Genomic DNA, 21428 nt, shown 5'->3' with positions numbered 1-21428 from the left:
ATTAAGCTCCCCACAGAATTTGAATGCCCCAGACCAGGTAGACAAAGATGGCCAAAATGATAACGGCCTGGGCACCGACACGCACACGAGTGGACTTGAGGTAGTCGGTCGTGACTGTCCAAAGGCCAATCCAGGCGTGTGCGGCGATAGAGATAAAGGCCAAAAGCGAGAAGATCCGCATCCAGATCTGGTTAAAAAGCCCGCTCCAGGTGTAGTAATCGAGGCCCGGGTTGAACAGCAGGTAGCCAACGATGAACAGCGTATAAATGGCCAGAATGACGGCGGAGACGCGCTGCATTAGCCAGTCGGACAAGCCGCTACGGCCGAAACTCGTGATGTTGGTTACCATACCCAGACTCCTGCCAAGATGATCAGAACGGCGCTCACTACTACGGTGATCTGTGCTTTTTGCACGCTACCTTCCAAAGTGACACCAATATCGGCATCCATGAGCAAATGTTTAACACCGGCTACGAAATGGAAGGCCAACGCTGACAACAGACCCCAGGCGATGAACTTGGCCAGAATATTGGTGGCTAATGCGTCGCGAACGGCATCGAAGCCAGCCGGTGAGGAGAGGGATTTTCCCAACGCCCAGAAGGCGAAAATCAGGCCGACGAACAGGATAACACCCGTAATACGGTGAGTAATCGAGGTCAGTGCCGGCAGTGGGAAATGTATCGTCGAAAGGTCTAAATTTACGGGTCGTTTGCTATTCACGGCTTTATACACACTCTTTTGGCCCACTCTGTGGAGGTTCGGGCTTACCCCGAGCGGGCAGTGGTTGCTGGAAGGGGCTCGGCCGTTGCCAAGTCGGGCACGACCACCTATGTGCCGGTCGCGCGCGGTGAATTATAAGAACCTTCGCCCCCGCTTACAAACCGAACACAGGCCTAACTCTACTATGGAGCAAAAAAATTGCCCTTGGGTGGAGTCGATTTTGCGTTGCAGCATGGTTATAGTGTTTGAAAGGCAGCAGGCTTAATAAGCCTGTTAACGGTTTCATTCTAGTACGTGTTCACACTAATTTCTTCTCCCTATTAAAAATATTAGACAAAATAACTATCAGATAATAAATTTTGTATAACATTTGCCCCTATTAAGGCTAATTGACAAAAAGTCGCACCCTTCTATAGTAGGCGAGCCTTTTCGCCGGCGCGGTATGCGAAATAACGACTTAACGTCCCAAACCGAATTCGAAAGGAGGCCTTCATGGCTGACAGGAAAGCGACCTTGACGGTAGACGGTCTCGATAAACCGATCGAGCTACCCATGTATTCCGGCACACTAGGCCCCGACGTTATCGACGTACGCGGCCTGGGTGCCGAAGGCCTTTTCACCTACGACCCTGGCTTTATGGCCACCTCCTCTTGCCAATCGGCCATCACCTATATCGATGGCGGCCAGGGCATGCTGCTCCACCGTGGCTACCCTATCGACCAGCTAGCCAAAGAGTCCAACTTCGTAGAAGTTTGCTATACCCTGCTGTTCGGCGAACTGCCGACCGACGAGCAGTACGCGGAGTTCGAAACGCGTATTCGTAACCACACCATGGTTCACGACCAGATCAACAACTTCTTCAAGGGTTTCCGCCGCGACGCGCACCCGATGTCGATTCTTTGCGGTGTAGTAGGCGGCCTTGCGGCGTTCTACCACGACCACATGGACATCACCCAGGAAGAAGACCGCCACATCAGCGCTATCCGCCTGATCGCGAAAATGCCGACGCTGGCGGCAATGTCGCACAAGTACAACGTCGGTCAGCCGTTCAACTACCCGCGTAACGACCTGAGCTATGCAGAGAACTTCCTCTACATGATGTTCAGCAACCCGTGCGAGGAGTACAAGATCAACCCGGTTTACGCCAAGGCCATGGACCGGATCTTCATGCTTCACGCCGATCATGAGCAGAACGCCTCGACCTCGACGGTCCGCCTGGCAGGCTCTACCGGCGCCAACCCGTTTGCGTGTATCAGCGCAGGCATCGCCGCACTCTGGGGCCCGGCTCACGGCGGCGCGAACGAAGCCGTACTGGCCATGCTCGACGAGATCGGCGACGACTCCGAAGAGAACATCCAGCGTTTCGTCGACAAGGCGAAAGACAAGGAAGACCCGTTCAAGCTGATGGGCTTTGGCCACCGCGTCTATCGCAACTTCGACCCGCGCGCCAAGGTCATGAAAGAGAGCTGCGACGAAGTGCTGGCGGAGCTCGGCATGGCCGACGACCCGCAGCTCAAGATCGCCAAGCGCCTCGAGCAGATCGCGCTGGAAGACGAGTACTTCATCGAGCGTAAGCTTTACCCGAACGTCGATTTCTACTCGGGCATCATCTTGAAAGCGATGGGCATACCCACCAACATGTTCACCGTGATCTTTGCCGTTTCGCGCACCATCGGCTGGATCTCGCACTGGAACGAAATGCTCAGCGAAAGCTACAAGATCGGCCGTCCGCGTCAGCTTTATACCGGCCACGAGAAGCGCGACTACCCCAGCAAGAAGTAACGCGCCGTCGCAACGCCAAAAGGCCGCCCCAGGGCGGCCTTTTTACGTTGGGCAGTACACAGTCGACCAACCCCCTTTTTCGCCCTCTCAGGGCCGCGCTTCACCCATAAGGCTTGCTCTTTGAATGCTTTCCCGATGCGGTTACCGCCCGCTTCGCTTGCGCTGCATAAAACGCTATAAGCAGGTGGCTTTTATAGGCAAAAAAACGCTCTGCTGCGACCATTTTGACCTTGACAATTTACCCCGGTGGGAAGGGAATCGCGTTTTCCACACTATCTGTGGATAACCCTGTTTACAACCACCATAAAACGTCCCGGAATCGCCATGAACACTGGCTTTTCTTTAAATTGGTTATTTTTTGATCTAACGTAAGTTACTGATTTATATAGTTAAAAGTTAAAGCGCTGATTTTTTGGGCAATTAGCGATGCCTTGTGCACAACCCCACCTCCGCCAATGCAAAAGTGGACAAGTCAAGCATAAAAAAGCAAAAAATTGGCCCTGAAAGCGGGATTCAGACGTCGAAAATTCTCGCCAAACCATCATAGGGTTACGATATAAAAGACATTAAGCGGGAAGGTACTTCAGAGGATGATGTGGCGTCCCATAGGGGGTTCGAACCCCTGTTACCGCCGTGAAAGGGCGGTGTCCTGGACCACTAGACGAATGGGACAAAAACATCACAAGCATGCGCTTTAAATTGGTGGAGCCTAGCGGGATCGAACCGCTGACCTCGACACTGCCAGTGTCGCGCTCTCCCAGCTGAGCTAAGGCCCCACGTGTCGTGAAGACGCTGCGTATAGTACTGATTAGACTCGCCTTCGTCAACCAGAAAAGCGCCGATTTCTACCTGTAGATACCGGCGCCCTTCCCTACCTGGCCGTTTCTGCTCTTTTGCTATTACCGAATGACTCAGGCTTGACTACAGCGCGCGAAACTCTTTTTCAAAGCGCTTCGCCTGCTTTTTCGAAACACCGCCCAGCACCTCGATGGCGTGACGAAGCCGTGCCCGCGTCACGTCAGAGCCAAGAATCGCCATCGCGTCCATGACCGAGGTACTGGCACTGGTGCCGGTAATCGCGATGAACACCGGCGCCAGAAACGCCTTCATCTTGAGCTCGAACGCACCGGCCAGCATTTGCACCTCGGCCAGCAGCGCTTCCTTGTTCCAGGCGGCTACGCCCTCGAAACGCCAGACCAAAAACTGCAAAAGCTTCACCAGCTCTTCGCGCTCGAGCTTCACACTTTCGAAGTCTTCCTCTTTCAGGTTGGGCAACCCGGAGAAAAAGTGGCCGGCCAACGGCGCCACCTGGGAGAGCGTTTCCACCCTTGTGCGTACCTGGGGCAGGATCTGCTTCACGTACTCTTCGTTGAACGCCCATTCGCGCAGTGCCCTTAAAAGCGCATCGTCGTCCAGGTCTTCGCGAATATAGACGCCGTTGAGCCAGGTGAGCTTCTCCAGATCGAACACCGGCCCGCCCAGCGACACCCGCTGAATATCGAAGGACTCGACCATTTCGGTCAGGCTGAACTTTTCGCGTTCGTCGGGCATCGACCAGCCCATGCGGCCCAGGTAGTTGGTCACGGCCTGGGGCAAAAAGCCCATGCGGCGGTAGTAGTTGATCGAGGTGGGGTTCTTGCGTTTGGAGAGCTTCGATTTGTCCGGGTTGCGCAGCAGCGGCATGTGGCAAAGCGTGGGCATGTCCCAGCCAAAGTACTCATAAAGCAGCTGATGCTTGGGTGCCGAGTTGATCCACTCTTCGCCGCGCAGCACGTGGGTGATCCCCATTAGGTGATCGTCCACCACGTTGGCCAAGTGGTAGGTCGGCATCCCGTCGGACTTCATCAGGATCTGCGCATCCACCTGGGCCCATTCGACCTCGATACGCCCGCGCAGCATGTCATCCACCACGCAAACGCCGTCACTGGGTACATTCATGCGCACCACAAACGGCCAGTTCTCGGCTTCACGGCGGCTGTGCTCCTCTTCATCGAGGGCCAGGTCAGCGGGCTTGAGCGCCAGGTGAAGACCGGCTTCCTTACGCGCCTCGCGCAGCTCGTCCAACTCTTCACTGGTGCGGTAGCATTTGAACGCGTGACCGGCCGCGATGAGCTTTTCGGCGTGGCGCGCGTAGATATCGCCGCGCTCGCTTTGCCGGTAAGGGCCGTGGGGGCCGCCTACATCCGGGCCTTCGTCCCACTCGATACCCAGCCAGCGAAGCGAATCCAGAATCATTTGCTCGGATTCCGCCGTGGAGCGCACGCGGTCGGTATCTTCGATACGCAAAATGAATTCGCCGCCTAGCTTGCGCGCAAAGCACAGATTGAAAAGCGCGATATAGGCCGTGCCGACGTGGGGGTCGCCGGTGGGTGAAGGCGCGATGCGCGTACGTACGGTCATGCAGGTATCCTTTTTAACAGCTAAGTGGCGCCATTATACGCGCCGATTGCGTATCCAACAGCCTGGCCGGGGAACATCTTCGGCCAAAAAGCGTCCTAACAAAAGTTGCTAAGGATATAGCGACCAAGGCCCAGGTATCTTTGCTATTTCTAGCGCAATACCTATGATGCACGACCATGCTGAAAAAACCCTGTTTTTCAGCGTGTAAAGTACGCCATTGGCGACAATGGAAGTAATTCAAACGAGTTTGTTTGGCTCATCAATGGGAAACTACAATGGAATCGCTAGGCTCACGTATCAAACAGCTTCGACAGCGGGTAAAGCTTAATAAAGCTGCGCTTGCTCGAAAAGTTGGCGTGTCGGATGTGACTATTTCGTATTGGGAGTCGGGCGCGATCAAGCAAATCGGTCATGAGCGCCTGGTGGCGCTGGCCGACGCGCTGGATTGCTCGCTGGCGACCTTACTGGAAGGCGATAGCGCGCCTCCCTTGCTGACGCTGACTCACCAGGGCCCCCTTCCCTGGGAGCAAGTGCAAGCCACCACGCTGACGCCGCCCCCGCATCTGCCGCTAAAAATCGACTGGAAAGCGCCCTGTGTCATGACGACGCCTGGGGCCAACACGGATTTCGCTCCCGCCTCCCCGGGTGATCTTCTGTTACTTGGCCCGACCCACGTCTTTCATAAAGCCGGGCATTACCTGGTCAAACGCGAGGATCGATTCACGCTCGAGCACTTCTCGAAAGCGCCCAGCGATGAAGAGATCCACGCCGTCGTACTCGCTCACTGGTGTCCTGCCTAAAGCACCCTTTACGTCATTCTTCGATAATTTCCACCTGGTCACGCGTGCGTCTTGGCTCACTCCCCACCAAAAAGCGCCGTGAGTAGGTGGCCACCTGCCCCAACCCGTGGCGAGTTTGTGTAACGAGCTCGCCGCTCAAGTAATCCCCCCGAGGCCCAATGATCTCCTGCACGGCGCGTGGCTGAACACTGGCTTCGCTCGACTGTACGCGCACGAGATAACCGCCATCCGGCAGCCCGCTGCCCGAGCCGAAGGGGCCTGCAGTAAAGGTGCCACCGCTGACCAGGGTACGCGACTGCCAGCGCACGCGGCTTAGCTCGCGCTCGACGATGACCTGCACGCGCGCGCCGTCCGGCAGGTTGGTCTCGCCTTCCACCATCAAGCGCCGGTCGGAGCGCAGTTGGGCGTGAAGCGAAAAGCTCACCTCGAGCGAGGGTGTCTCAACGCGCTCTTCGCCTTCGCTTTGCACGGCATTGTTGGGCACCTCATCGGCCGTGGGCGCCTCCTCCATCTGCTCGTTGCAGCCAGCCAGCAGTAAAAGGCCCACCACCGCTCCGGCGATAACACCACGTGCTTTGCGCATACCCTCTCCTCTCACCGAACGTGACCCTCTACGCTATACCATTAAAGACGTGGGTGCGTCACTAATGCTCAGGGGCTTGCCATCGGAATCCGGTCAACCTTTACGAATGTGGAGCCGTGCGCTTTTTTGACTCTTTTATTTTTACGGGGTTATAGTAACCCTATAACGATGGGTAAAGGGGCCGGAGGTGAACAGCAGAGCACTGATCAAGGAGTTGGAAGCGGAGGGCTGGGAGCTCGTCAGAATCAAGGGCAGCCACCACCACTTCCGACACCCGACCAAGCCCGGCACGATCACCGTGCCGCATCCTAAAAAGGATCTACAAACGGGCCTGGTCAAAGCAATCAGGATAAGCGCTGGCCTCGAATGAGGCTCACCACTGCTGCCCACTGAGCATTACAGAGAGAGAAGAGCCATGTTATTTCCAATTGCCGTCGAACGCGGCGACGAACAGCACGCCTATTGCGTCGTGGTGCCCGACCTCCCCGGTTGCCATTCGGCCGGTGACACCTTTGAAGATGCCCTGACCAACGCCCGGGAAGCCATCGAAGGCTGGCTGGAAGTGGCCGTCGAAGTGGGCGACCCCATTCCCGAAGCCACATCCATCGAACACCACATGGACAACCCCGACTTCGCCGGCTGGATCTGGGCCGTGGTCGAGATCGACATCGCCCCGTACCTGGGCAAGAGCCACAAGATCAACGTCACCCTGCCCGACTTACTGCTCAAACAGATCGACGACTTCGTGGCCCGTCATCCTGGCGACAAGTCTCGTTCAGGGTTTCTCTCCCGCGTCGCCATGGCCGAGCTGGCCCGGGCGCGGCAAACGGGCTGAGTTCATCGGCAAGCTTTCAACGAAAAAGCCCGCGTGCGCGGAGGTTACGTCTTGTAGGCCGGTTCTCCTTGGCAAGTGCTCATCCACCGTGAATCTTTTGGCGTGGCGCAAAAGAGCCTCGCTTGGGAAATTTTCACTGCGACCGGCGCTAACCTAAGCACGCCTACAAAAAAGCCAGCGTGATGATGTTCGACCTCACCGAGCAGCACCGCCAACAGCTCAGCCTGCTGGACACCCCGCAAACGGAAGAAGAACGCCAGCGCAGCCAGTAGCTCATGGCTACCATGGACGCGCTGGGCGAGAAAATGGGCAAGGGCACAGTGCGTTTAGGGTTACCGGAGAAGAACGCGCCGTGGCATTTGCGGTGTGCGAGCAGCAGCCCGCGCTATACGACAAATTGGGATGAGTTGATGGTAGCTCATGCCCGTTAATTTTAATTGGATCAAGACCAAGTTACTATTGACTAAACCTTAAGAGCATGGAGTTAGCATGGAAGAAGTCACAAGAGAAATTGCGCTTTCACTAAGTATTAAAACAATTTTTATTTCGATACTAGCAGCGGGTGGAACTATAGCTATTGCTACAATACTTAAGCCTTTAATATTAATAGCAAGAGACTTAGTAGCATGGAAGATTATCGAACATCTTTACTCGAATGCATATAAAAGATCTAAAATAGAAAAACTATTTCGATTTAAAAGAAGATTAGAAACCCAGTTTCATGAAAATATTTATTATGATGTGTATGATGGCGAGACAGTCGCGGCATATATCGCAGACAATGAGACAAATTCACATTTTGCGTTTATATACGAAACAACAAAAGAGCACATTAAAATTGAAATAATAAGACTCGAAGAAGAAATTGAAAGAAACAAAAAGAGACTTTCTTTTATCCTCCAACATTTAGGCATGCAGGAAATAGAAAACCCTTTAACTACCCTTGAAGTAAAATATCAAAAACATTTTGAAAACAACGCAATAAGAGAAGTGAAAATTAATTATGACTGGGCAGAAGAAGAAGCGCTAAAAGAAATAAAAAAGCATCTTTAAATTAGAAAAATACTTAATTAGTCAACAACGCATGAAAGCGTTTTATAACCATAAGGATGGTAAGAACGATATTCATAAAAAAGAAAACGATACATCCAGTAAAAAACATAAGCAACCAATGCCCTAGACATTCAGAAACTATATCTTTTATAAAAATCTGAGCAAATGAACAAATAACTAAAAAAAGTGCAGACACTATTGAGAAACATATATTTTGATAAAGCTCTTGCATTAACCTTATTCTAATATTGAGATGCTGTTTTTTTGAATGATCAACATTTTTAGAGGAATCATCTATAACATTCTTGATCTTAGTTTCTTGGTCATAAACTAAAACTAAAACACTCATCAATAACGCAGTAATAATTGCACCAAAATTTACAGCTAAAGAAAGCTGATCATTCTTGAGCACAGGAACAAAATAAGCTGCTAAAACAGCTAGTACAAAAGGCATTAATAAAAACACAAAGGCATCAACAGTCGATGCCTTACCAGTAGCGTTGTTTTTAAGCGTGCCTATATGTGCTTTAACAATCTGTAAAACGTTTAATTTTCTAGACATATAAATTGCCCATTTTCGTCATTATACACAGATTGGCATAGTTCATTGATAACTTGAACAGCCCACATTCTAACCTTTTCAAAATCAAGAGAACCATCAAGATTAAAAAGGTTGTTATCAAGTTCTAATTTCATAACAGGAACACCTGCATTACCCGAAATCTGAAAAGTTCTGGTATTTCCATTCACTTCTACTACAGCTTTTATTTTATCACTTTGCTCTTCCAATAGCGATATTGCTTTTGGCTTATTATCTTTATAAGAACGCAGAGAACCAAACGTTTTCTTTCTTTTGGGTTTTAATACTAAATCAGAATGTTGATGACCAAGATTGGAAAACTCCTCTGAAAGATCAGTTGGAATTTTATATTGAGTAGCTACTATTTCTTTAACTTGAGCATCAAGCCATTTTTGCGCAGCACTTTCGTAGCTCAACCCTTGAAATCTAAGTGTCAAACCAGTAAGCGTTCGATAAGCATCTCGCAAACCGCTCGATAAAACCGTTTTAACGCCATGCCCTTGGACATTATGTAATGCCAAGATGGCTTCATCTTTTTCAGAAGGAGCAAAAAATATAAAAAATCTATCTGTTACTTCTGCGTCTGTAACCCCTTTATCAAATTTATGGCTACCAGTCATCGAATCCCGAATTTTACTGGGCACTCCGTATTTGCCAGCATTTATTACGCCAAATATACAACGGCCAAAACTGCATACTTTGTATGACTCAACAGCGAACACTGACTGCTGTTTCTCATCACGACGCAAATAGTCAAACTTATGAGATTCTAAAAAACTTTTAAAAATGTCTACGATATCAAAACCATTGGCTCTATCCAGCTTTGCAAGGCGCCCTTCTTCTGCTTGAAAATTCCGATAATTTAAAGCCGATATGCTATATAGACTAATAGTATGTGTTGCCATTTTTCTCCCTAATAACTTTAGTTATTAATTTAAACATTACTAACCTTTATGGCTTATACCACCCGTCCAATCCGAATCTCACACCGACCCATAATCTCCAGATCTCCCATATCCTGCGGTTTGATCATCTCTGGCTGATACAACTCGTTACCACTAATCAAATACAGCACCCCAGCGGCTAAACGTTGCACACGCTTGATCCGCCGCTTCCCACTGACCAGCAGCAAGCCCCCCCCTTCCTGCTTCGGATCGCGGGTGGCGCGGTTCACCAACACCCAATCGCCATCCGCCAAGGTGACCTATTCCTCGCCAGGTCGAGTCACTATCCAGTCGACTCTGCATACTGATTAAGCGAGCTTAACCCACCAAAACCTTACGCACCATCGCATTAGCACTGATCTTTGGTCTCAATTATGCGCTTAGACAAACCCATCGCGGCTTGAAGACGCTTACTAAACGCAACTGCTCGGCGCTGGCTCTGGGAGCGCTCCCTTTTCTTCCTTACAATAGCCGCCAAACCTCTTTACGTACCTGAAAAGCACCTGCTGTGTACCAATTGGCTTATGGATTTTGAATGTCTCGCCGCCGGGTACACTCGGGGTGCATTTTCAAGCACCCAACACCATTATAGCTGTATTTTTATACAGCTAAAGAAATTATCTAAATGACTGATTTAACTATCGAAAATAGCGCAGACCGAGGCCGCCGATTTTCAGTGGCCCCTATGATGGATTGGAACTAAAGACCGCCATTACCGCATTTATTAGATTTAAGTACCAAATTTGCACCACTACTTTTCTTCTTTTCTCCTATCACCTTCTCATGTTGCCGCGTTGTATTACTCATTTCTCTATGGTTTATAGTCCTTACACAATCGTATATGAACAGTGAGGCAACGGCTTTATGGGCTCAAAGGTAGTGGCGGTTAAGTTCTTCGATCCTGAGCATGGTCCTGGAAGCGATATTATTTTGCATATTTCCGAAGAGGATGCAGAAAAAGTAGTCATGCTTAATAAGCTTCAAATACCGATCGAATTACCTAGCCTGCCTGGTCAGTTTCACCTTTCAGATGGTGTGAAGGGCAACTTTGCTAAGTGGAAAGGGACTAAGGGCAGAACATTTTCAGGCAGCCTTACTGAGATAATCTCTTCAATTAAAGATCCTGAAAACACCTATGACGATGTATAGCGGTTTCTGCATAATTGCGCATGAAAACGCATAAAAATACGCCCCTTTATAACTACCTTTCCGCCCAGCAACTGCGCGGCCTGAGCCCCTGCCGCAATACTGCATAAAAACCACTACATTTAGCGCGCGGGCGGGGCGGGGTGACGATGGCGCGGCGCGGGTCATCGGCGGCTGACTTGGCGTTGTGCCAGACACAAAAAAACCGCCCGACTGGGCGGCTTCATTACCGAGTTGGGCTAAGCGGCGTCAGGATCATAGAGACGATAAGGATCGAACCTGACTACCTCATCGCCTACATGCTCATTGATCTCTTTGAAGATTTCCTGAACTGGCTCCAGCTCGTTAGCGACATAAACTCTCGCCGCTTTTTCTGCATCACCAAAGCCAGCGGCATTCTGCGGCACGATCCCCATCAACTGCGGCGGTATCCTGTGCCCGGCCAGCTGATCGTCGCGCGTAATGTTTTTGATGTTGTAGAACTCGTCCTTCGCCGCCACCTCCGATACCGGGATGATCTGCACGCCGTCCTTCTTTCCCCGGGGCGAATAGAGAAACAGGTTGCGGAAATTTCCGGGTCCCTTGCTCTGCTTTAGCGCCTTGCGCATGTCGTCGATGTCTTTCTGATCGTGGGCCGGATCGTTTACGTACATGATGAACCCGGCGTGGCTGCCGTTCAGGTAGTACCGCCGACGGAACAAGGTAGCGGATTCGTTGAGCCACGCGCTTTGCAGGCTGCCCAAGTAATCCGGCACCCCGTAGATGCTTTGGTCGATATCCGGCTCGAGTAGGTGGATCGTGCGCCCGGCCGGGAGCTCCGTCCGCTCCATGTAGTTGGGGTGCCACCAGTAGCGGCCGTTATCGCCCCGGCGCATATATTTAGCACTACGGTGCTGTAGGCCCAGCGTGCGACCCAGCCGCCCCCGCACCTCTTCGAGGTACCCGTTGCCGAAAACCAGATAGTCGAGGGCCAGCGCGGCGAATGTGCGCCGGCTTAGCAACGGGTGCGGGATGAATGTTTTCAGCAAGATGTTCCGCTTCACCTGCATCGCGCTGCCGTGGTGCGGGGTCGCCCGGTAACTTTTGGCCAGAACGCTTAGCGGGATCGGCGGCTCGTACCACTCGTCGGGCGTCAGCCATACGCCCTCATACCACACGTCGCGCATCGACGTGACCGGCTCTGGCTCGCCGAAAGTAAACGCCTCCATTCGCCCTTTACCTGAGGCCACCGCCGGGGCGGTCGACTCCGGCTCGTAGGCATATACCCGGTGGCGGGGCTTCGCAGCGGTCTCAGTCGTCATCGTCGGAAAACTCCATGATAGATTTACCGGCGCCCTCGGTGGCGGGGCCGTCAATAGGTTCGAAGTGAAGGGCGTGCATCGTGGCCCATGCCAAGTCGGCGTGGCCGGTCGCCTGGCTGCGCCCGGAAACATAGGTGAATTGCCGACCGGAACCGGTCAGCTCTTTTTTGATGGCCATAAACGACGCGGCCAGATCCGACCAACCCGCGTCGAACTCGAGCCGGTCTTTGCGCATGATCTGTTGGGCCTGCAGCACCATGCTGGTTTTGAGGGAGACGTCGTAGCGGTACCGAACGACGGTGGGGAACCACTTCTCGACGTACTCAGCCACCGCCCCGCCGATACCGGTGGTATCGATACCGATATGGGCAATGTTGTATTGCTCGGTGAACGACTCGATGAACATCGCTTGGGCCTCGTAGTCCTGCCCCTTGAGCCGGTGCCGCTCGAGCACCCGGTGTTTTTCCTCGCTCGAGCGCGCAGGCAGCAATACCACTAGCCCAGCGCCGTCGCCGTCCTCGCCCTGCCCGGTCGGGTCGTACCCGATCCACACCTCGCGATCACCCACCGGCCGCGGCGCGTAGGGCCGGTAGTCGTCCCACACCTCCCAGCTATCGACCATGCACGCTTTCATCGTGGCCAGTGGGAACGCGCTTTGACTGTCATCGACAAACCCGCACATCAGCAGATTGTCGAATTCCTCCGGCGAGTACTCCAAGCGCAGCTGCTCGAGGTCGAACAGATCACACCCGCCCTCCATAGCATCCAGCACCGTAACGATCTGCCGCCAGTGCCCATCCGGGCACAGCTTTCCGTCTTTCAGTGCCTCATGGCTGACATCGAACTCGGCCCGCTCGCTCTTCTTGCGCCGCTTGTTAAACAGGTCGCCATTCCAGAACGGATAGCCTTCATGACCAACGCTCGACGGTGTCGAAAAATACGTCTGCCGCCACTTCTTGTGCATGGCCATGCCCGAGGTGACCTTACGGAACTCGGCAAAGCGGTGAATCCAGAAGTACTCATCGAGATAAACGTCGCCGTGGTAGCCCTGAGCGGTTTTAGAGTTGGTACCCAGGAAGTGGAGCTCGGCGCCGTTATCCAGAACGATAGGGTCGCCCTTGAGCTCGACGTCGCACACCTCTTTGACGAACTGAATGATGTAGTTCCGGAAGATGTGCGCCTGGGCGCGCGAGGCGGAAAGGAAGATCTTGTTCCGCCCATTTTTGAACGCGTCGACGATAGCTTCGCGTGCGAAATACCAAGTGGCACCGATCTGGCGGCTTTTGAGGATGTTGCGGATGCGGTGCTTCTGCCCCGCCTCAAACCAAACCCTTTGATACTCGAATAGAGAGTCGAGAAACGCGACTTCCAGCGCCTCCATCAACTCTTCGTCCAAGGCATTGCGCCGTGGCTTTTTCTTCGGCCCTGCGTTGCGCGCTTCGATGTTCGGGTTGAGATCCGACTCGCTACCGGTTTCCTGGTACTTGCGCACCCTGGCCAGCCGCTCGATCTGCCGGCCCAGCAAATCGATCTCCTTGAAGTGCTTGCCTTCCTTTTCGGGCAGCGCGATGAGCTGCACCATCCTCGCCTCGAGCGAGTGCTCGACGCGCTCGGTGGGCGTGGCATCTTCCCAGCGGTCCCGCGCTTTCCAGCTATGAACGGTCGCGGGCTTCTCGCCGATCACCTCGGCAATACGCGCAACTCTCCACCCCTGCCAATACAGGTGGCGGGCGGTCATGCGCGGCGATTCGTCGGCGCTCGGTATCGGGTCGGGGGCGGTTGTCGTCATGCCGCCAGCGTACCCGCCGCGCGCGTCGGGCGCGGTGGCCCTTTCTTGTCATGTCACGCCCGCACAACGCCTGCCCGTTGAGCCAAATCACTTACACGCGGAACCTGAGCGCATTGAACCGCCAACCGCTCAGGAAGCCCAACATGCCCAAGTTTTTCCGCGTCGCCACCGAAGGCGCAACCACCGACGGCCGCGAGATCCAACGCGACTGGATCACCCAAATGGCCGCGAACTACGACCCCAAGAAATACGGCGCCCGCATCTGGATGGAACACATTCGCGGCATGACGGCGGATAGCGCCTTCAACGCCTTGGGCGACGTGCTCTCGGTCGAATCGCGCGACGTGGAAGATGGCAAGCTGGCTCTCTTCGCCGAGATCGACCCTACCGACGAGCTCAAGGCGATGAACAAGCGTCGCCAGAAGGTATACAGCTCGATAGAGATCAACCCCAAATTCGGCGATACCGGCGAAGCCTACCTCGAAGGCCTGGCGGTTACCGACTCCCCGGCATCGCTCGGCACAGAGATGATTAAGTTCAGCCGCGACGCCGGTGCCGCCTCCCCACTGGCCAGCCGCAAACAGCACGCCGAGAACCTGTTCACCGAAGCCGTAGAAGTCGAGCTCGACTTCACCGAAGAAAAGCCCCCGGTCGCCGACGGCCTCAAGGCAAAGATCGCCGGCCTGTTCAAGCGTCACGACACCAAGACTACCCAGGGTTTCGAAACATTCCGCACCGAGCTGGAAGGCACGCTCGAGGTCGTCGCCGAGCACTACAACGCCCTGGCCGACGAGCTCGAAACCCGCCCCACCGCCGAAGCGTTCAATCAGCTGCAGGCCGATCACGCCGACCTGAGCAAGCGCTTCGACGAGCTCTACACCCAGCTCGACACCACGCCGGACACCCCGCCGCGCACGCCCGCGACCGGTGGCACCGCCGAGCTCACCGACTGCTAACGCCGGCCGCCACTTAGCTGCCACCGTCAAATACTCAAGGGAACATCAATGCGCAACGATACACGTAAAGCCTTCAACGCCTTTAAGAGCCAGCTCGCCCAGCTGAACGGCGTCGAGAACACCAGCGAACAGTTCAACGTCACACCCGGCGTCCAGCAGACACTCGAAACCCGCATGCAGGAGTCCAGCGAGTTTCTGAGCCGGATCAATATGGTCGGCGTTGACGAGATTAAGGGCCAGAAAGTCGGCCTCGGCGTCTCCGGCCCCATCGCCGGGCGTACCAACGTTGAGCAGAAAGACCGTCAGACTCGCGATGTGGCCGAGCTGACGGCTGAGAGCTACGAATGCGTGAGCACCGAGTTCGACACCCACATTCGCTGGGCACAGCTCGACGCCTGGGCACGCTTCCCTGATTTCCAAGCCCGCCTACGCAACGCCATTCTGAAACGCCAAGCGCTCGACCGCATCATGATCGGCTTCAACGGTGAAAAAGCGGCAATCGAAACCGACCGCGCCGCCAACCCGATGCTTGAGGACGTCAATAAGGGCTGGTTGCAGAAGTACCGCGAGCACGCCGTTAAGCGTGTACTCAAAGGCGTAAAAGTTGGCGCCGGCGGCGACTACGCAAACCTCGATGCCCTGGTGTTCGACGCCGTCAACGAAATGATCGACCCATGGTACCGCGAGGACACTGACCTCGTAGCGATCATGGGCCGCAAGATGCTGGCCGATAAGTATTTCCCACTGATTCAAGCGCACGCCGAAACCCCGACCGAAGCCCGCGCGATGGATCTGATCATCAGCCAGAAACGCGTCGGCGGCCTCCAAGCAGTACGCGCCCCGTTCGTGCCCGATGGCGCCGTTATGATCACTTCGCTGGCCAACCTGTCGCTCTACTGGCAGCTCGGTAGCCGCCGCCGCTACGTACTCGACAACCCGCGCCGCAACCGTATCGAGAACTACGAATCCAGCAACGACGATTACGTCGTTGAGGACTACGGCTTCGGCTGTTTGGTCGAAGGCATCGAAGAAGCCGGGCAAGGGGGCGAGTAATGAAAAGCCCCGCCCGCAAGCACTTCGAACGAGTCTCCGCCGCAAACGCGGCGGGGGCCGCCACCCCCGGTGAGCAACAGCGCGGACAGCAATTCGAACTCCACGCCGCCGCCCTCTGGGAAGCCCGCCGCACGCTCAAAGGTATCAAGTCCGTTCAGAACAAGATCGAGAAAAAGCGCGAGCTTCTGCCGGACTATCTGCCCTACGTCGACGGCGTGCTCGCCGAAGGTAATGGCGCTAAAGACGACGTGCTCATGACGCTCATGATCTGGTGCATCGACGTCGGCGAGTTCGACAAAGCCCTTGAAATCGGAACCTACGCCGTGAAGCACGACCTCGACACGCCCGACCAGTACGACCGAGATACTGTCAGCATCCTTTCTGAAGAGATCGCCGAAGGCGTCAAGGCGCAGCTCGAGAAAGAAGGCGCCGATGCCGACGCCCTCGCAAACGTCATGGCCCGCACCGTGGCTACCGTCGGCGACCACGACATGCACGATCAGATCAAGGCGAAGCTTCACAAATCCTACGGCTACGCCCTTCGCGCCGCCGACGATCCCGAAGGCGCGCTCGCGCAGCTGAAAGAAGCCCTCGCGCTGAATGAACGAATCGGCGTCAAGCAAGACATCCAGCAGATCGAGCGAGAGCTCAAAAAACAGGGCGACCAGGCCAACGCCTGACCGCCAACCGAGTCGCACCCCGACGGCAAGGGGGCACCGCCGAGCGAGGCTTTCAGCCGTAGCAAAGCGGTCCACCCCCTTCTTTAAGAGGCCGCCATCATGCTTGGCCACAGCACCAACCCGCCCAGCGCAACGCTGGCCATCATCATCAATAACGGATTCTGGCCAGACATCGACCCCAACGCGTTCCGTGACGAAGAGCGGGTCACGAGTGTCACCGATGTTCGCATCCGCCAGTCGCTCCGCGCCGCGATAGCCGACATCAACCGGCAGCTCGCCGACTACCAGCACGAACACCAGCACGCCGGCCGGATGGCTTGGGACGCAATACCACCGGCGCCTTGGCAATCCCCTGGCGATCTCGAATTGCTCTATACCCGAGCCGTTTACGCCCAAGCCCAAGCGGATCTTCACGAACGCTACCGCGACTACTCGGCGACGGGTGAATCAAGGCTGCGCTCAGAAACGATTGAAACCGCAGCCGACGACTATCGCGCCGACAGTCGCTGGGCGATAGCCGAAATAGTCGGTCGATCACACACCACCGTCGAGCTGATATGAACCGAGTAGCCCACGCCCACCAGGGCGAGACACTCGACGCCCTGCTCTACCGCGTCTACGGCAAAACCGCCGCGATCACTGAGCAGACGCTACAGCTCAACCCGCATCTGGCCGAACAAGGGCCGGTGCTCAAAGAAGGAACCCCGGTCACGCTACCGCCGCCACCGGACACCCGCGAAACCGTCAAACCAAAAATACAGCTCTGGAGCTGAGGAAAACCGAGTCCAAGGGGATCACATGGCCGAACCATCCACCATGGCAGCCGCCGGAACCGCAAGCCTCGCCGCCGTGGTGATCGGCCTGCTACCCGGCATCGACGCCAACGCCGTCGTCGGCGCTTTTTGCGGCGCCACGCTGTTCGTAATTAGTGCCAAGGAGCTCGGGTTACTCGAGCGCTTGGCGTATCTGTTCATCAGCTTTTGCGTGGGGTACCTCGGCGGCCCCGCCACCCTCGGCGGCATGCTCGAGCATTCTGCCGTCGCCGCATTCATCGCATCCGCCGTATCCGTTACCGCCGGGCTAAGAGCCATCGAGGGGGTAAAAACGCTCGACCTCAAAACCTGGCTAGGGGGACGCAAGTGAATCTCGCTTACGCCATCACCATTGCTGCCGCGCTCGTCATCGTCGCCCGGCTGCTCACATTCCGCCGGCGCGATGGCCGCTACCGCCCCGGCGTCGCTTTAGCGGCGTGGCTCATCGTCGTGGCCACTACCTGCGTCGCCATTTTCGGCCCAGCGCCCGGTGACGCGGCTCGCTGGCTCATAGCGGCAGGCCTGGTCGCTCTGGCAGTAGGCCTGCTCCGCACCGGCGGCAACGTCGCCCACCTTATCCGCCCACTTTGGAGACATTAATGCTGTTACGACAAGGTTCTATTGGCCCAAGCGTCACCGCGCTACAGCGTGAACTCAATAAAGCGGGCTACGCGATCAGCGTCGACGGTCACTTCGGCCCGAAAACCGAAGAAGCGGTGCGCAATTACCAGCGAACCCAAGGCCTGGTCGCCGACGGCATCGCCGGCCCCAAAACCCGCAGCGCGCTCCAAGGCCAACGTGATAGTCGCGTACTCCGCCAGATCGACCTGGTCAACGCCGCCGAACGGCTGGGCGTCGAGCTCGCCGCCGTCATGGCGGTAAACGAAGTCGAAAGTCGTGGTAAGGGGCTCCACATGGGTGGCCCCCGTAACGGCCAGCCGGTCATCCTGTTCGAACGCCACATCATGCGCCGGCAGCTGCAACACCACGGCATTAACCCGGTGCCCTACCAGCGAGCCCAGCCCGACATTGTCAACGCGAGCCCCGGCGGCTATATCGGTGGCCACCGCGAACACGACCGCCGCGAACGCGCGGCAGGGATCCACTATGCCGCCGCGATCGAGTCCGCAAGTTGGGGCCTGTTCCAGATCATGGGCTTCCACTGGAAAAACCTCGGCTACGCATCCGCCGCGCACTACGCCGCGAGCATGGCCACCGACGAACCCAGTCAGCTCGATGCCTTCGTCCGCTTTATTGAAGCCGACCGCGCGATTCATGCCGCGCTGCGCCGCCACGATTGGGCCGACTTCGCCCGCCGTTACAACGGCCCCAACTACGCCGCGAACGACTACGACACCAAGCTGGCCGCCGCCTACCGCCGTCACGACCAAGGCATGAGGCTAGCCGCATGAGTAAGCTCGTTATCTTGGCCAGCGCCGCCGCGCTGGCCATTACCTTCACCGCCGGCTGGCAAGTCTCGAACTGGCAACACGAAAGCCACCAGCTCACCGCCGAGCGCGCCGCCCAGCAAGCCATCGACGCAGGGCTCGCGCGTGAGTCGGAGATCGCCGCAAAGGTCGAAACGCGCTTGGCCGAGCTGAGCGCAAACGAGCGGATCATCGACCGAGGAATCATCCGTGAAATCCAAAAACCGATTTATCAGCGCGTGTGCCTTGAGCCTGACGCTATCCGCCTGCTCAACAACGCCGCCGCCGGCACCCGACCCGACGCAACGGAACTTGATGCAGCGCTGCCCTAGCGTGCTCCCCCTACTCACGACAGGCACCGGCGAAGACGTCGCACTCACCATGAGCGAATGGGCCGCCGAGTATCACCGATGCGCAACCCGCCACAATGGGCTCGTCGAGGCACTCCAATGATCAAACTCCAATCCCTACGCACTCACCTGCTCAACGCCATACCAGAACTGGCTAGAAACCCCGAACAGCTTCATACCTTCATCCATGACGGCAAGATCAAGTTCGCCCGCGGCCAAAATCTCAGCCACCAGTATTCAGTCGATGCCCAGATCCTCATCACCGACTACAGCGGCAGCCTCGATACCGTCATGATCCCGCTACTTCAATGGCTCAACACCTACCAGCCAGACCTCGATCCCGACGAAGCCGTCCAGCTCGAAGCCGAGATCCTGAACAACCACAGCTGGGATCTCGCCCTGACCGTGCGCCTGACAGAGCGCGTCGTCTCGAAAGTGGATTGCGAGAGCGGTCGCATCGAGTCCGAGCACCGTATGCCCGAGTACCCGGTCGATGCCTGCCCCGCAAAAAGCTGGAAGCTCTACGTCAAAGGGCCAACCGACGCAGCACACGTTCTCAAAAGCGAATGGGGTAGCCCCGCATGAGCGACGACCTGCAGCAGCTCGACGCTTGGCTAACGCCCCTGATCGACAAGCTAAGCCCCAAAGAGCGCCGCGTCCTCGCCCGCAACGTCGCCCGCGACCTGCGCATCGCTAACCGCGAACGTATCAAAGCCCAAACCAACCCCGACGGCACCCCGTTCGAGCCCCGCACCCAGCTACGCGGCCGGCGCGGCCAGGTCCGCCGCAAAGCGATGTTCACGAAATTGCGCACCGCCAAGCACCTGCGCATCAAAACCAGCGCCGACGAGGCCGCCGTCCAGTTCACCGGCCGCGTCGCCAAAATTGCGCGCGTGCATCACTACGGCCTGCGCGACCGCGTCGAAAAAGGCGGCCCCGTGCACCAATACGCCCGCCGGGAGCTCGTCGGCATCACCGCTACTGACCGTAACCGCATCGCCGATAGCGTCCTCAACCACCTCACGCCGCCCGGCTCATAGCCACCTATTGTCATGAACGCGTGGCACAACGCCCGCCGCTACCCACCCACGCGAAAGCCGCGCAGCATGAACGCCATGGAAAACGTCGCTGAATTACGCCGCCTGATAAACAACCTGATCCGCGTGGGTATCGTCACTGACGTGGATTACGGAGACCCCGCCGCCGAGCCGCCCAAACCGCCGCGCGTGCGGGTCGAAATCGGTGAGCTCGAAACCAATTGGCTCCGATGGATCGAAAGCCGCGCAGGCACCACCCGTACATGGTGCCCACCCAATGTGGGCGAGCAGGTGATCGTATTCGCGCCCGGCGGCGACCTGAACGCCGCCGTGGTGTTGGGCGGCCTGTTCCGAAACCTTTATCGCGCACCCAGCGACCACGGCGACCACTTCCACGCGGAGATGCCTGACGGCGCGGTGATCGATTACCACCACGTAGAGCATCACTTAACGGTCGACATTCCCGGCGATATCACGATCAACGCCACCGGCGATATCCGCATCACGGCCAGCGGCGATATGCACCTCAAAGGTCGCAACATCTACGAGAACTAGGGGGCCCACATGGATGCCACTCAAAGCGCAATCGACTACAGCGGGCACTTCGACCGAATGATCGCCGTCGGCGAAGAGATCCGCGACGAACTCAAGCTCATGCGCGAAGCGCTTTATGCCGGTAACGGCGATTCGCTGGCCACCAGCCAGCACGCCCTCGCCAACACCCTGGGCAATCTCGAGCGCCGGGCAAGCCAGGAATCGCTGGGGATCTACACCCGCCCGATCACGAAGGGCGACGGCGGTCTAAGCCGCGCCGCGATGATCAACGCGCTCAAGCAAAGCGGCCAGATCGACAACGTGCGCCAGGAAATGGCGGCCCCCACACCGCTCTAGGAGACCACCATGCCCGCAGCTACCCGAATCGGCGATATGTGCACCGGCCACAGCTCATGCTCACCGCGCCCATCAGTATCCGGCTCGCCGGATGTATTCGTGAACGGCATCGCCAGCCACCGCGTTAGCGATGCCTGGGCGCGGCACTGCTCGCATGAATCGGTACTCGCCGCGGGCTCCAAAACCGTCTTCGTCAACGGTCGCCCCAAAGGCCGCGTCGGCGACCCTGTCGCGTGTGGCTCGCTGGTCGCCACCGGCTCGACCAACGTGTTTGTAGGGGGTTAACCGT

Annotated in this window: 30 protein-coding genes and 2 tRNA genes; 21 read left to right on the top strand and 11 right to left on the bottom strand. The window is 56.3% G+C overall.

Annotated features, from left to right (window positions below):
* Window position 1 precedes the first annotated feature (1 nt).
* Together sdhD and sdhC are read right to left on the bottom strand one after the other, a co-directional pair.
* The gene (gene sdhD / locus ACWHVV_RS05275; protein WP_447928419.1) at window positions 2-349 is read right to left on the bottom strand and encodes a succinate dehydrogenase, hydrophobic membrane anchor protein; all 348 of its coding nucleotides are present in this window, start codon (window positions 347-349) and stop codon (window positions 2-4) included.
* Window positions 343-720 carry a succinate dehydrogenase, cytochrome b556 subunit gene (gene sdhC / locus ACWHVV_RS05270; protein ID WP_447928418.1) on the bottom strand — a complete coding sequence of 126 codons (378 nt, stop codon included), beginning with the start codon at window positions 718-720 and terminating at the stop codon, window positions 343-345. Before sdhC ends, sdhD begins: the two co-directional genes overlap by 7 nt.
* A 492-nt stretch (window positions 721-1212) precedes the next feature.
* Between sdhC and gltA the strand changes: the two genes are divergently transcribed.
* Window positions 1213-2502, top strand: coding sequence for a citrate synthase (gltA, locus tag ACWHVV_RS05265; RefSeq protein WP_447928417.1), 1290 nt, complete (start codon window positions 1213-1215; stop codon window positions 2500-2502).
* 596 nt (window positions 2503-3098) lie between these two features.
* Here gltA and ACWHVV_RS05260 read toward each other — a convergent pair.
* From ACWHVV_RS05260 to gltX, 3 genes are all read right to left on the bottom strand, one after another.
* Window positions 3099-3174 (bottom strand) — tRNA-Glu (locus tag ACWHVV_RS05260).
* Between the two features lie 28 nt (window positions 3175-3202).
* Window positions 3203-3278: transfer RNA gene (locus ACWHVV_RS05255), tRNA-Ala, on the bottom strand.
* A gap of 145 nt (window positions 3279-3423) precedes the next feature.
* Complete coding sequence (gltX, locus tag ACWHVV_RS05250) at window positions 3424-4902, bottom strand: glutamate--tRNA ligase (protein ID WP_447928416.1); 1479 nt, start codon at window positions 4900-4902, stop codon at window positions 3424-3426.
* Between the two features lie 275 nt (window positions 4903-5177).
* Here gltX and ACWHVV_RS05245 point away from each other — a divergent pair, with 275 nt between their 5' ends.
* A complete protein-coding gene (locus tag ACWHVV_RS05245; protein ID WP_447895464.1) occupies window positions 5178-5702 on the top strand; it encodes a helix-turn-helix domain-containing protein in 525 nt (174 codons plus the stop codon).
* Window positions 5703-5715: 13 nt separating this feature from the next.
* On the opposite strand, the gene ACWHVV_RS05240 is transcribed toward ACWHVV_RS05245, so the two are convergent.
* Window positions 5716-6285, bottom strand: coding sequence for a hypothetical protein (locus ACWHVV_RS05240; protein ID WP_447928415.1), 570 nt, complete (start codon window positions 6283-6285; stop codon window positions 5716-5718).
* A gap of 187 nt (window positions 6286-6472) precedes the next feature.
* Here ACWHVV_RS05240 and ACWHVV_RS05235 point away from each other — a divergent pair, with 187 nt between their 5' ends.
* From ACWHVV_RS05235 to ACWHVV_RS05220, 4 genes are all read left to right on the top strand, one after another.
* Entirely contained in the window at window positions 6473-6655 is a 183-nt protein-coding gene (locus ACWHVV_RS05235; protein ID WP_447928414.1) for a type II toxin-antitoxin system HicA family toxin, read from the top strand.
* 45 nt (window positions 6656-6700) lie between these two features.
* Complete coding sequence (locus tag ACWHVV_RS05230) at window positions 6701-7120, top strand: type II toxin-antitoxin system HicB family antitoxin (protein WP_447928413.1); 420 nt, start codon at window positions 6701-6703, stop codon at window positions 7118-7120.
* A gap of 275 nt (window positions 7121-7395) precedes the next feature.
* Entirely contained in the window at window positions 7396-7551 is a 156-nt protein-coding gene (locus ACWHVV_RS05225; RefSeq protein ID WP_447928412.1) for a DUF4113 domain-containing protein, read from the top strand.
* Between the two features lie 58 nt (window positions 7552-7609).
* Window positions 7610-8173 (top strand): hypothetical protein, encoded by a 564-nt coding sequence (locus ACWHVV_RS05220; RefSeq protein WP_447928411.1) that lies wholly within the window; start codon window positions 7610-7612, stop codon window positions 8171-8173.
* A gap of 13 nt (window positions 8174-8186) precedes the next feature.
* Here ACWHVV_RS05220 and ACWHVV_RS05215 read toward each other — a convergent pair whose 3' ends face one another.
* From ACWHVV_RS05215 to ACWHVV_RS05205, 3 genes are read right to left on the bottom strand one after another with little or no spacing between them, the layout of a single operon-like run.
* A complete protein-coding gene (locus ACWHVV_RS05215) occupies window positions 8187-8735 on the bottom strand; it encodes a hypothetical protein (RefSeq protein ID WP_447928410.1) in 549 nt (182 codons plus the stop codon).
* On the bottom strand, window positions 8720-9658 hold the full coding sequence (locus ACWHVV_RS05210) for a hypothetical protein (protein ID WP_447928409.1): 939 nt from the start codon (window positions 9656-9658) through the stop codon (window positions 8720-8722). The genes ACWHVV_RS05215 and ACWHVV_RS05210 overlap by 16 nt, the downstream gene beginning before the upstream one ends.
* A gap of 53 nt (window positions 9659-9711) precedes the next feature.
* A complete protein-coding gene (locus ACWHVV_RS05205; RefSeq protein ID WP_447928408.1) occupies window positions 9712-9951 on the bottom strand; it encodes a S24 family peptidase in 240 nt (79 codons plus the stop codon).
* A gap of 610 nt (window positions 9952-10561) precedes the next feature.
* Between ACWHVV_RS05205 and ACWHVV_RS05200 the strand changes: the two genes are divergently transcribed.
* The gene (locus ACWHVV_RS05200; protein WP_447928407.1) at window positions 10562-10846 is read left to right on the top strand and encodes a hypothetical protein; all 285 of its coding nucleotides are present in this window, start codon (window positions 10562-10564) and stop codon (window positions 10844-10846) included.
* A 236-nt stretch (window positions 10847-11082) separates the two neighbouring features.
* On the opposite strand, the gene ACWHVV_RS05195 is transcribed toward ACWHVV_RS05200, so the two are convergent.
* Window positions 11083-12144 (bottom strand): phage portal protein, encoded by a 1062-nt coding sequence (locus ACWHVV_RS05195; RefSeq protein WP_447928406.1) that lies wholly within the window; start codon window positions 12142-12144, stop codon window positions 11083-11085.
* Window positions 12134-13933: a terminase large subunit domain-containing protein gene (locus ACWHVV_RS05190; RefSeq protein WP_447928405.1), complete on the bottom strand. Its 1800-nt coding sequence runs from the start codon at window positions 13931-13933 to the stop codon at window positions 12134-12136. Before ACWHVV_RS05190 ends, ACWHVV_RS05195 begins: the two co-directional genes overlap by 11 nt.
* Window positions 13934-14076: 143 nt before the next feature.
* On the opposite strand from ACWHVV_RS05190, the gene ACWHVV_RS05185 reads away from it, so the two are divergent.
* The 14 genes from ACWHVV_RS05185 (at window position 14077) to ACWHVV_RS05120 (ending at window position 21424) form a co-directional block, all read left to right on the top strand.
* Entirely contained in the window at window positions 14077-14889 is an 813-nt protein-coding gene (locus ACWHVV_RS05185) for a GPO family capsid scaffolding protein (RefSeq protein ID WP_447928404.1), read from the top strand.
* Window positions 14890-14937: 48 nt separating this feature from the next.
* On the top strand, window positions 14938-15942 hold the full coding sequence (locus ACWHVV_RS05180) for a phage major capsid protein, P2 family (RefSeq protein WP_447894221.1): 1005 nt from the start codon (window positions 14938-14940) through the stop codon (window positions 15940-15942).
* A complete protein-coding gene (gpM, locus tag ACWHVV_RS05175) occupies window positions 15942-16622 on the top strand; it encodes a phage terminase small subunit (RefSeq protein WP_447928403.1) in 681 nt (226 codons plus the stop codon). Before ACWHVV_RS05180 ends, gpM begins: the two co-directional genes overlap by 1 nt.
* A 99-nt stretch (window positions 16623-16721) precedes the next feature.
* Window positions 16722-17183 (top strand): head completion/stabilization protein, encoded by a 462-nt coding sequence (locus tag ACWHVV_RS05170; RefSeq protein WP_447928402.1) that lies wholly within the window; start codon window positions 16722-16724, stop codon window positions 17181-17183.
* Window positions 17180-17395 (top strand): tail protein X, encoded by a 216-nt coding sequence (locus ACWHVV_RS05165; RefSeq protein ID WP_447928401.1) that lies wholly within the window; start codon window positions 17180-17182, stop codon window positions 17393-17395. The genes ACWHVV_RS05170 and ACWHVV_RS05165 overlap by 4 nt, the downstream gene beginning before the upstream one ends.
* 25 nt (window positions 17396-17420) lie before the next feature.
* The gene (locus ACWHVV_RS05160) at window positions 17421-17765 is read left to right on the top strand and encodes a putative holin (RefSeq protein ID WP_447529801.1); all 345 of its coding nucleotides are present in this window, start codon (window positions 17421-17423) and stop codon (window positions 17763-17765) included.
* Entirely contained in the window at window positions 17762-18034 is a 273-nt protein-coding gene (locus ACWHVV_RS05155) for a phage holin family protein (RefSeq protein WP_447928400.1), read from the top strand. Before ACWHVV_RS05160 ends, ACWHVV_RS05155 begins: the two co-directional genes overlap by 4 nt.
* Window positions 18034-18846, top strand: a complete 813-nt coding sequence (locus tag ACWHVV_RS05150; RefSeq protein WP_447928399.1) for an N-acetylmuramidase domain-containing protein — start codon at window positions 18034-18036, stop codon at window positions 18844-18846. Before ACWHVV_RS05155 ends, ACWHVV_RS05150 begins: the two co-directional genes overlap by 1 nt.
* A complete protein-coding gene (locus ACWHVV_RS05145) occupies window positions 18843-19193 on the top strand; it encodes a hypothetical protein (protein WP_447928398.1) in 351 nt (116 codons plus the stop codon). The genes ACWHVV_RS05150 and ACWHVV_RS05145 overlap by 4 nt, the downstream gene beginning before the upstream one ends.
* A 117-nt stretch (window positions 19194-19310) precedes the next feature.
* A complete protein-coding gene (locus ACWHVV_RS05140; protein WP_447928397.1) occupies window positions 19311-19796 on the top strand; it encodes a phage tail protein in 486 nt (161 codons plus the stop codon).
* Window positions 19793-20251, top strand: coding sequence for a phage virion morphogenesis protein (locus ACWHVV_RS05135; protein ID WP_447928396.1), 459 nt, complete (start codon window positions 19793-19795; stop codon window positions 20249-20251). Before ACWHVV_RS05140 ends, ACWHVV_RS05135 begins: the two co-directional genes overlap by 4 nt.
* 66 nt (window positions 20252-20317) lie before the next feature.
* Window positions 20318-20803, top strand: a complete 486-nt coding sequence (locus ACWHVV_RS05130; protein WP_447928395.1) for a phage baseplate assembly protein V — start codon at window positions 20318-20320, stop codon at window positions 20801-20803.
* Window positions 20804-20812: 9 nt separating this feature from the next.
* Window positions 20813-21139 (top strand): hypothetical protein, encoded by a 327-nt coding sequence (locus ACWHVV_RS05125; RefSeq protein ID WP_447928394.1) that lies wholly within the window; start codon window positions 20813-20815, stop codon window positions 21137-21139.
* 9 nt (window positions 21140-21148) lie between these two features.
* Entirely contained in the window at window positions 21149-21424 is a 276-nt protein-coding gene (locus ACWHVV_RS05120) for a PAAR domain-containing protein (protein WP_447928393.1), read from the top strand.
* Window positions 21425-21428 lie beyond the last annotated feature (4 nt).

The organism is Vreelandella sp. EE27 (assembly GCF_968206495.1).
Note: the sequence above shows the minus strand (reverse complement) of the source record. Positions and strands in the feature narration are given on the sequence as shown.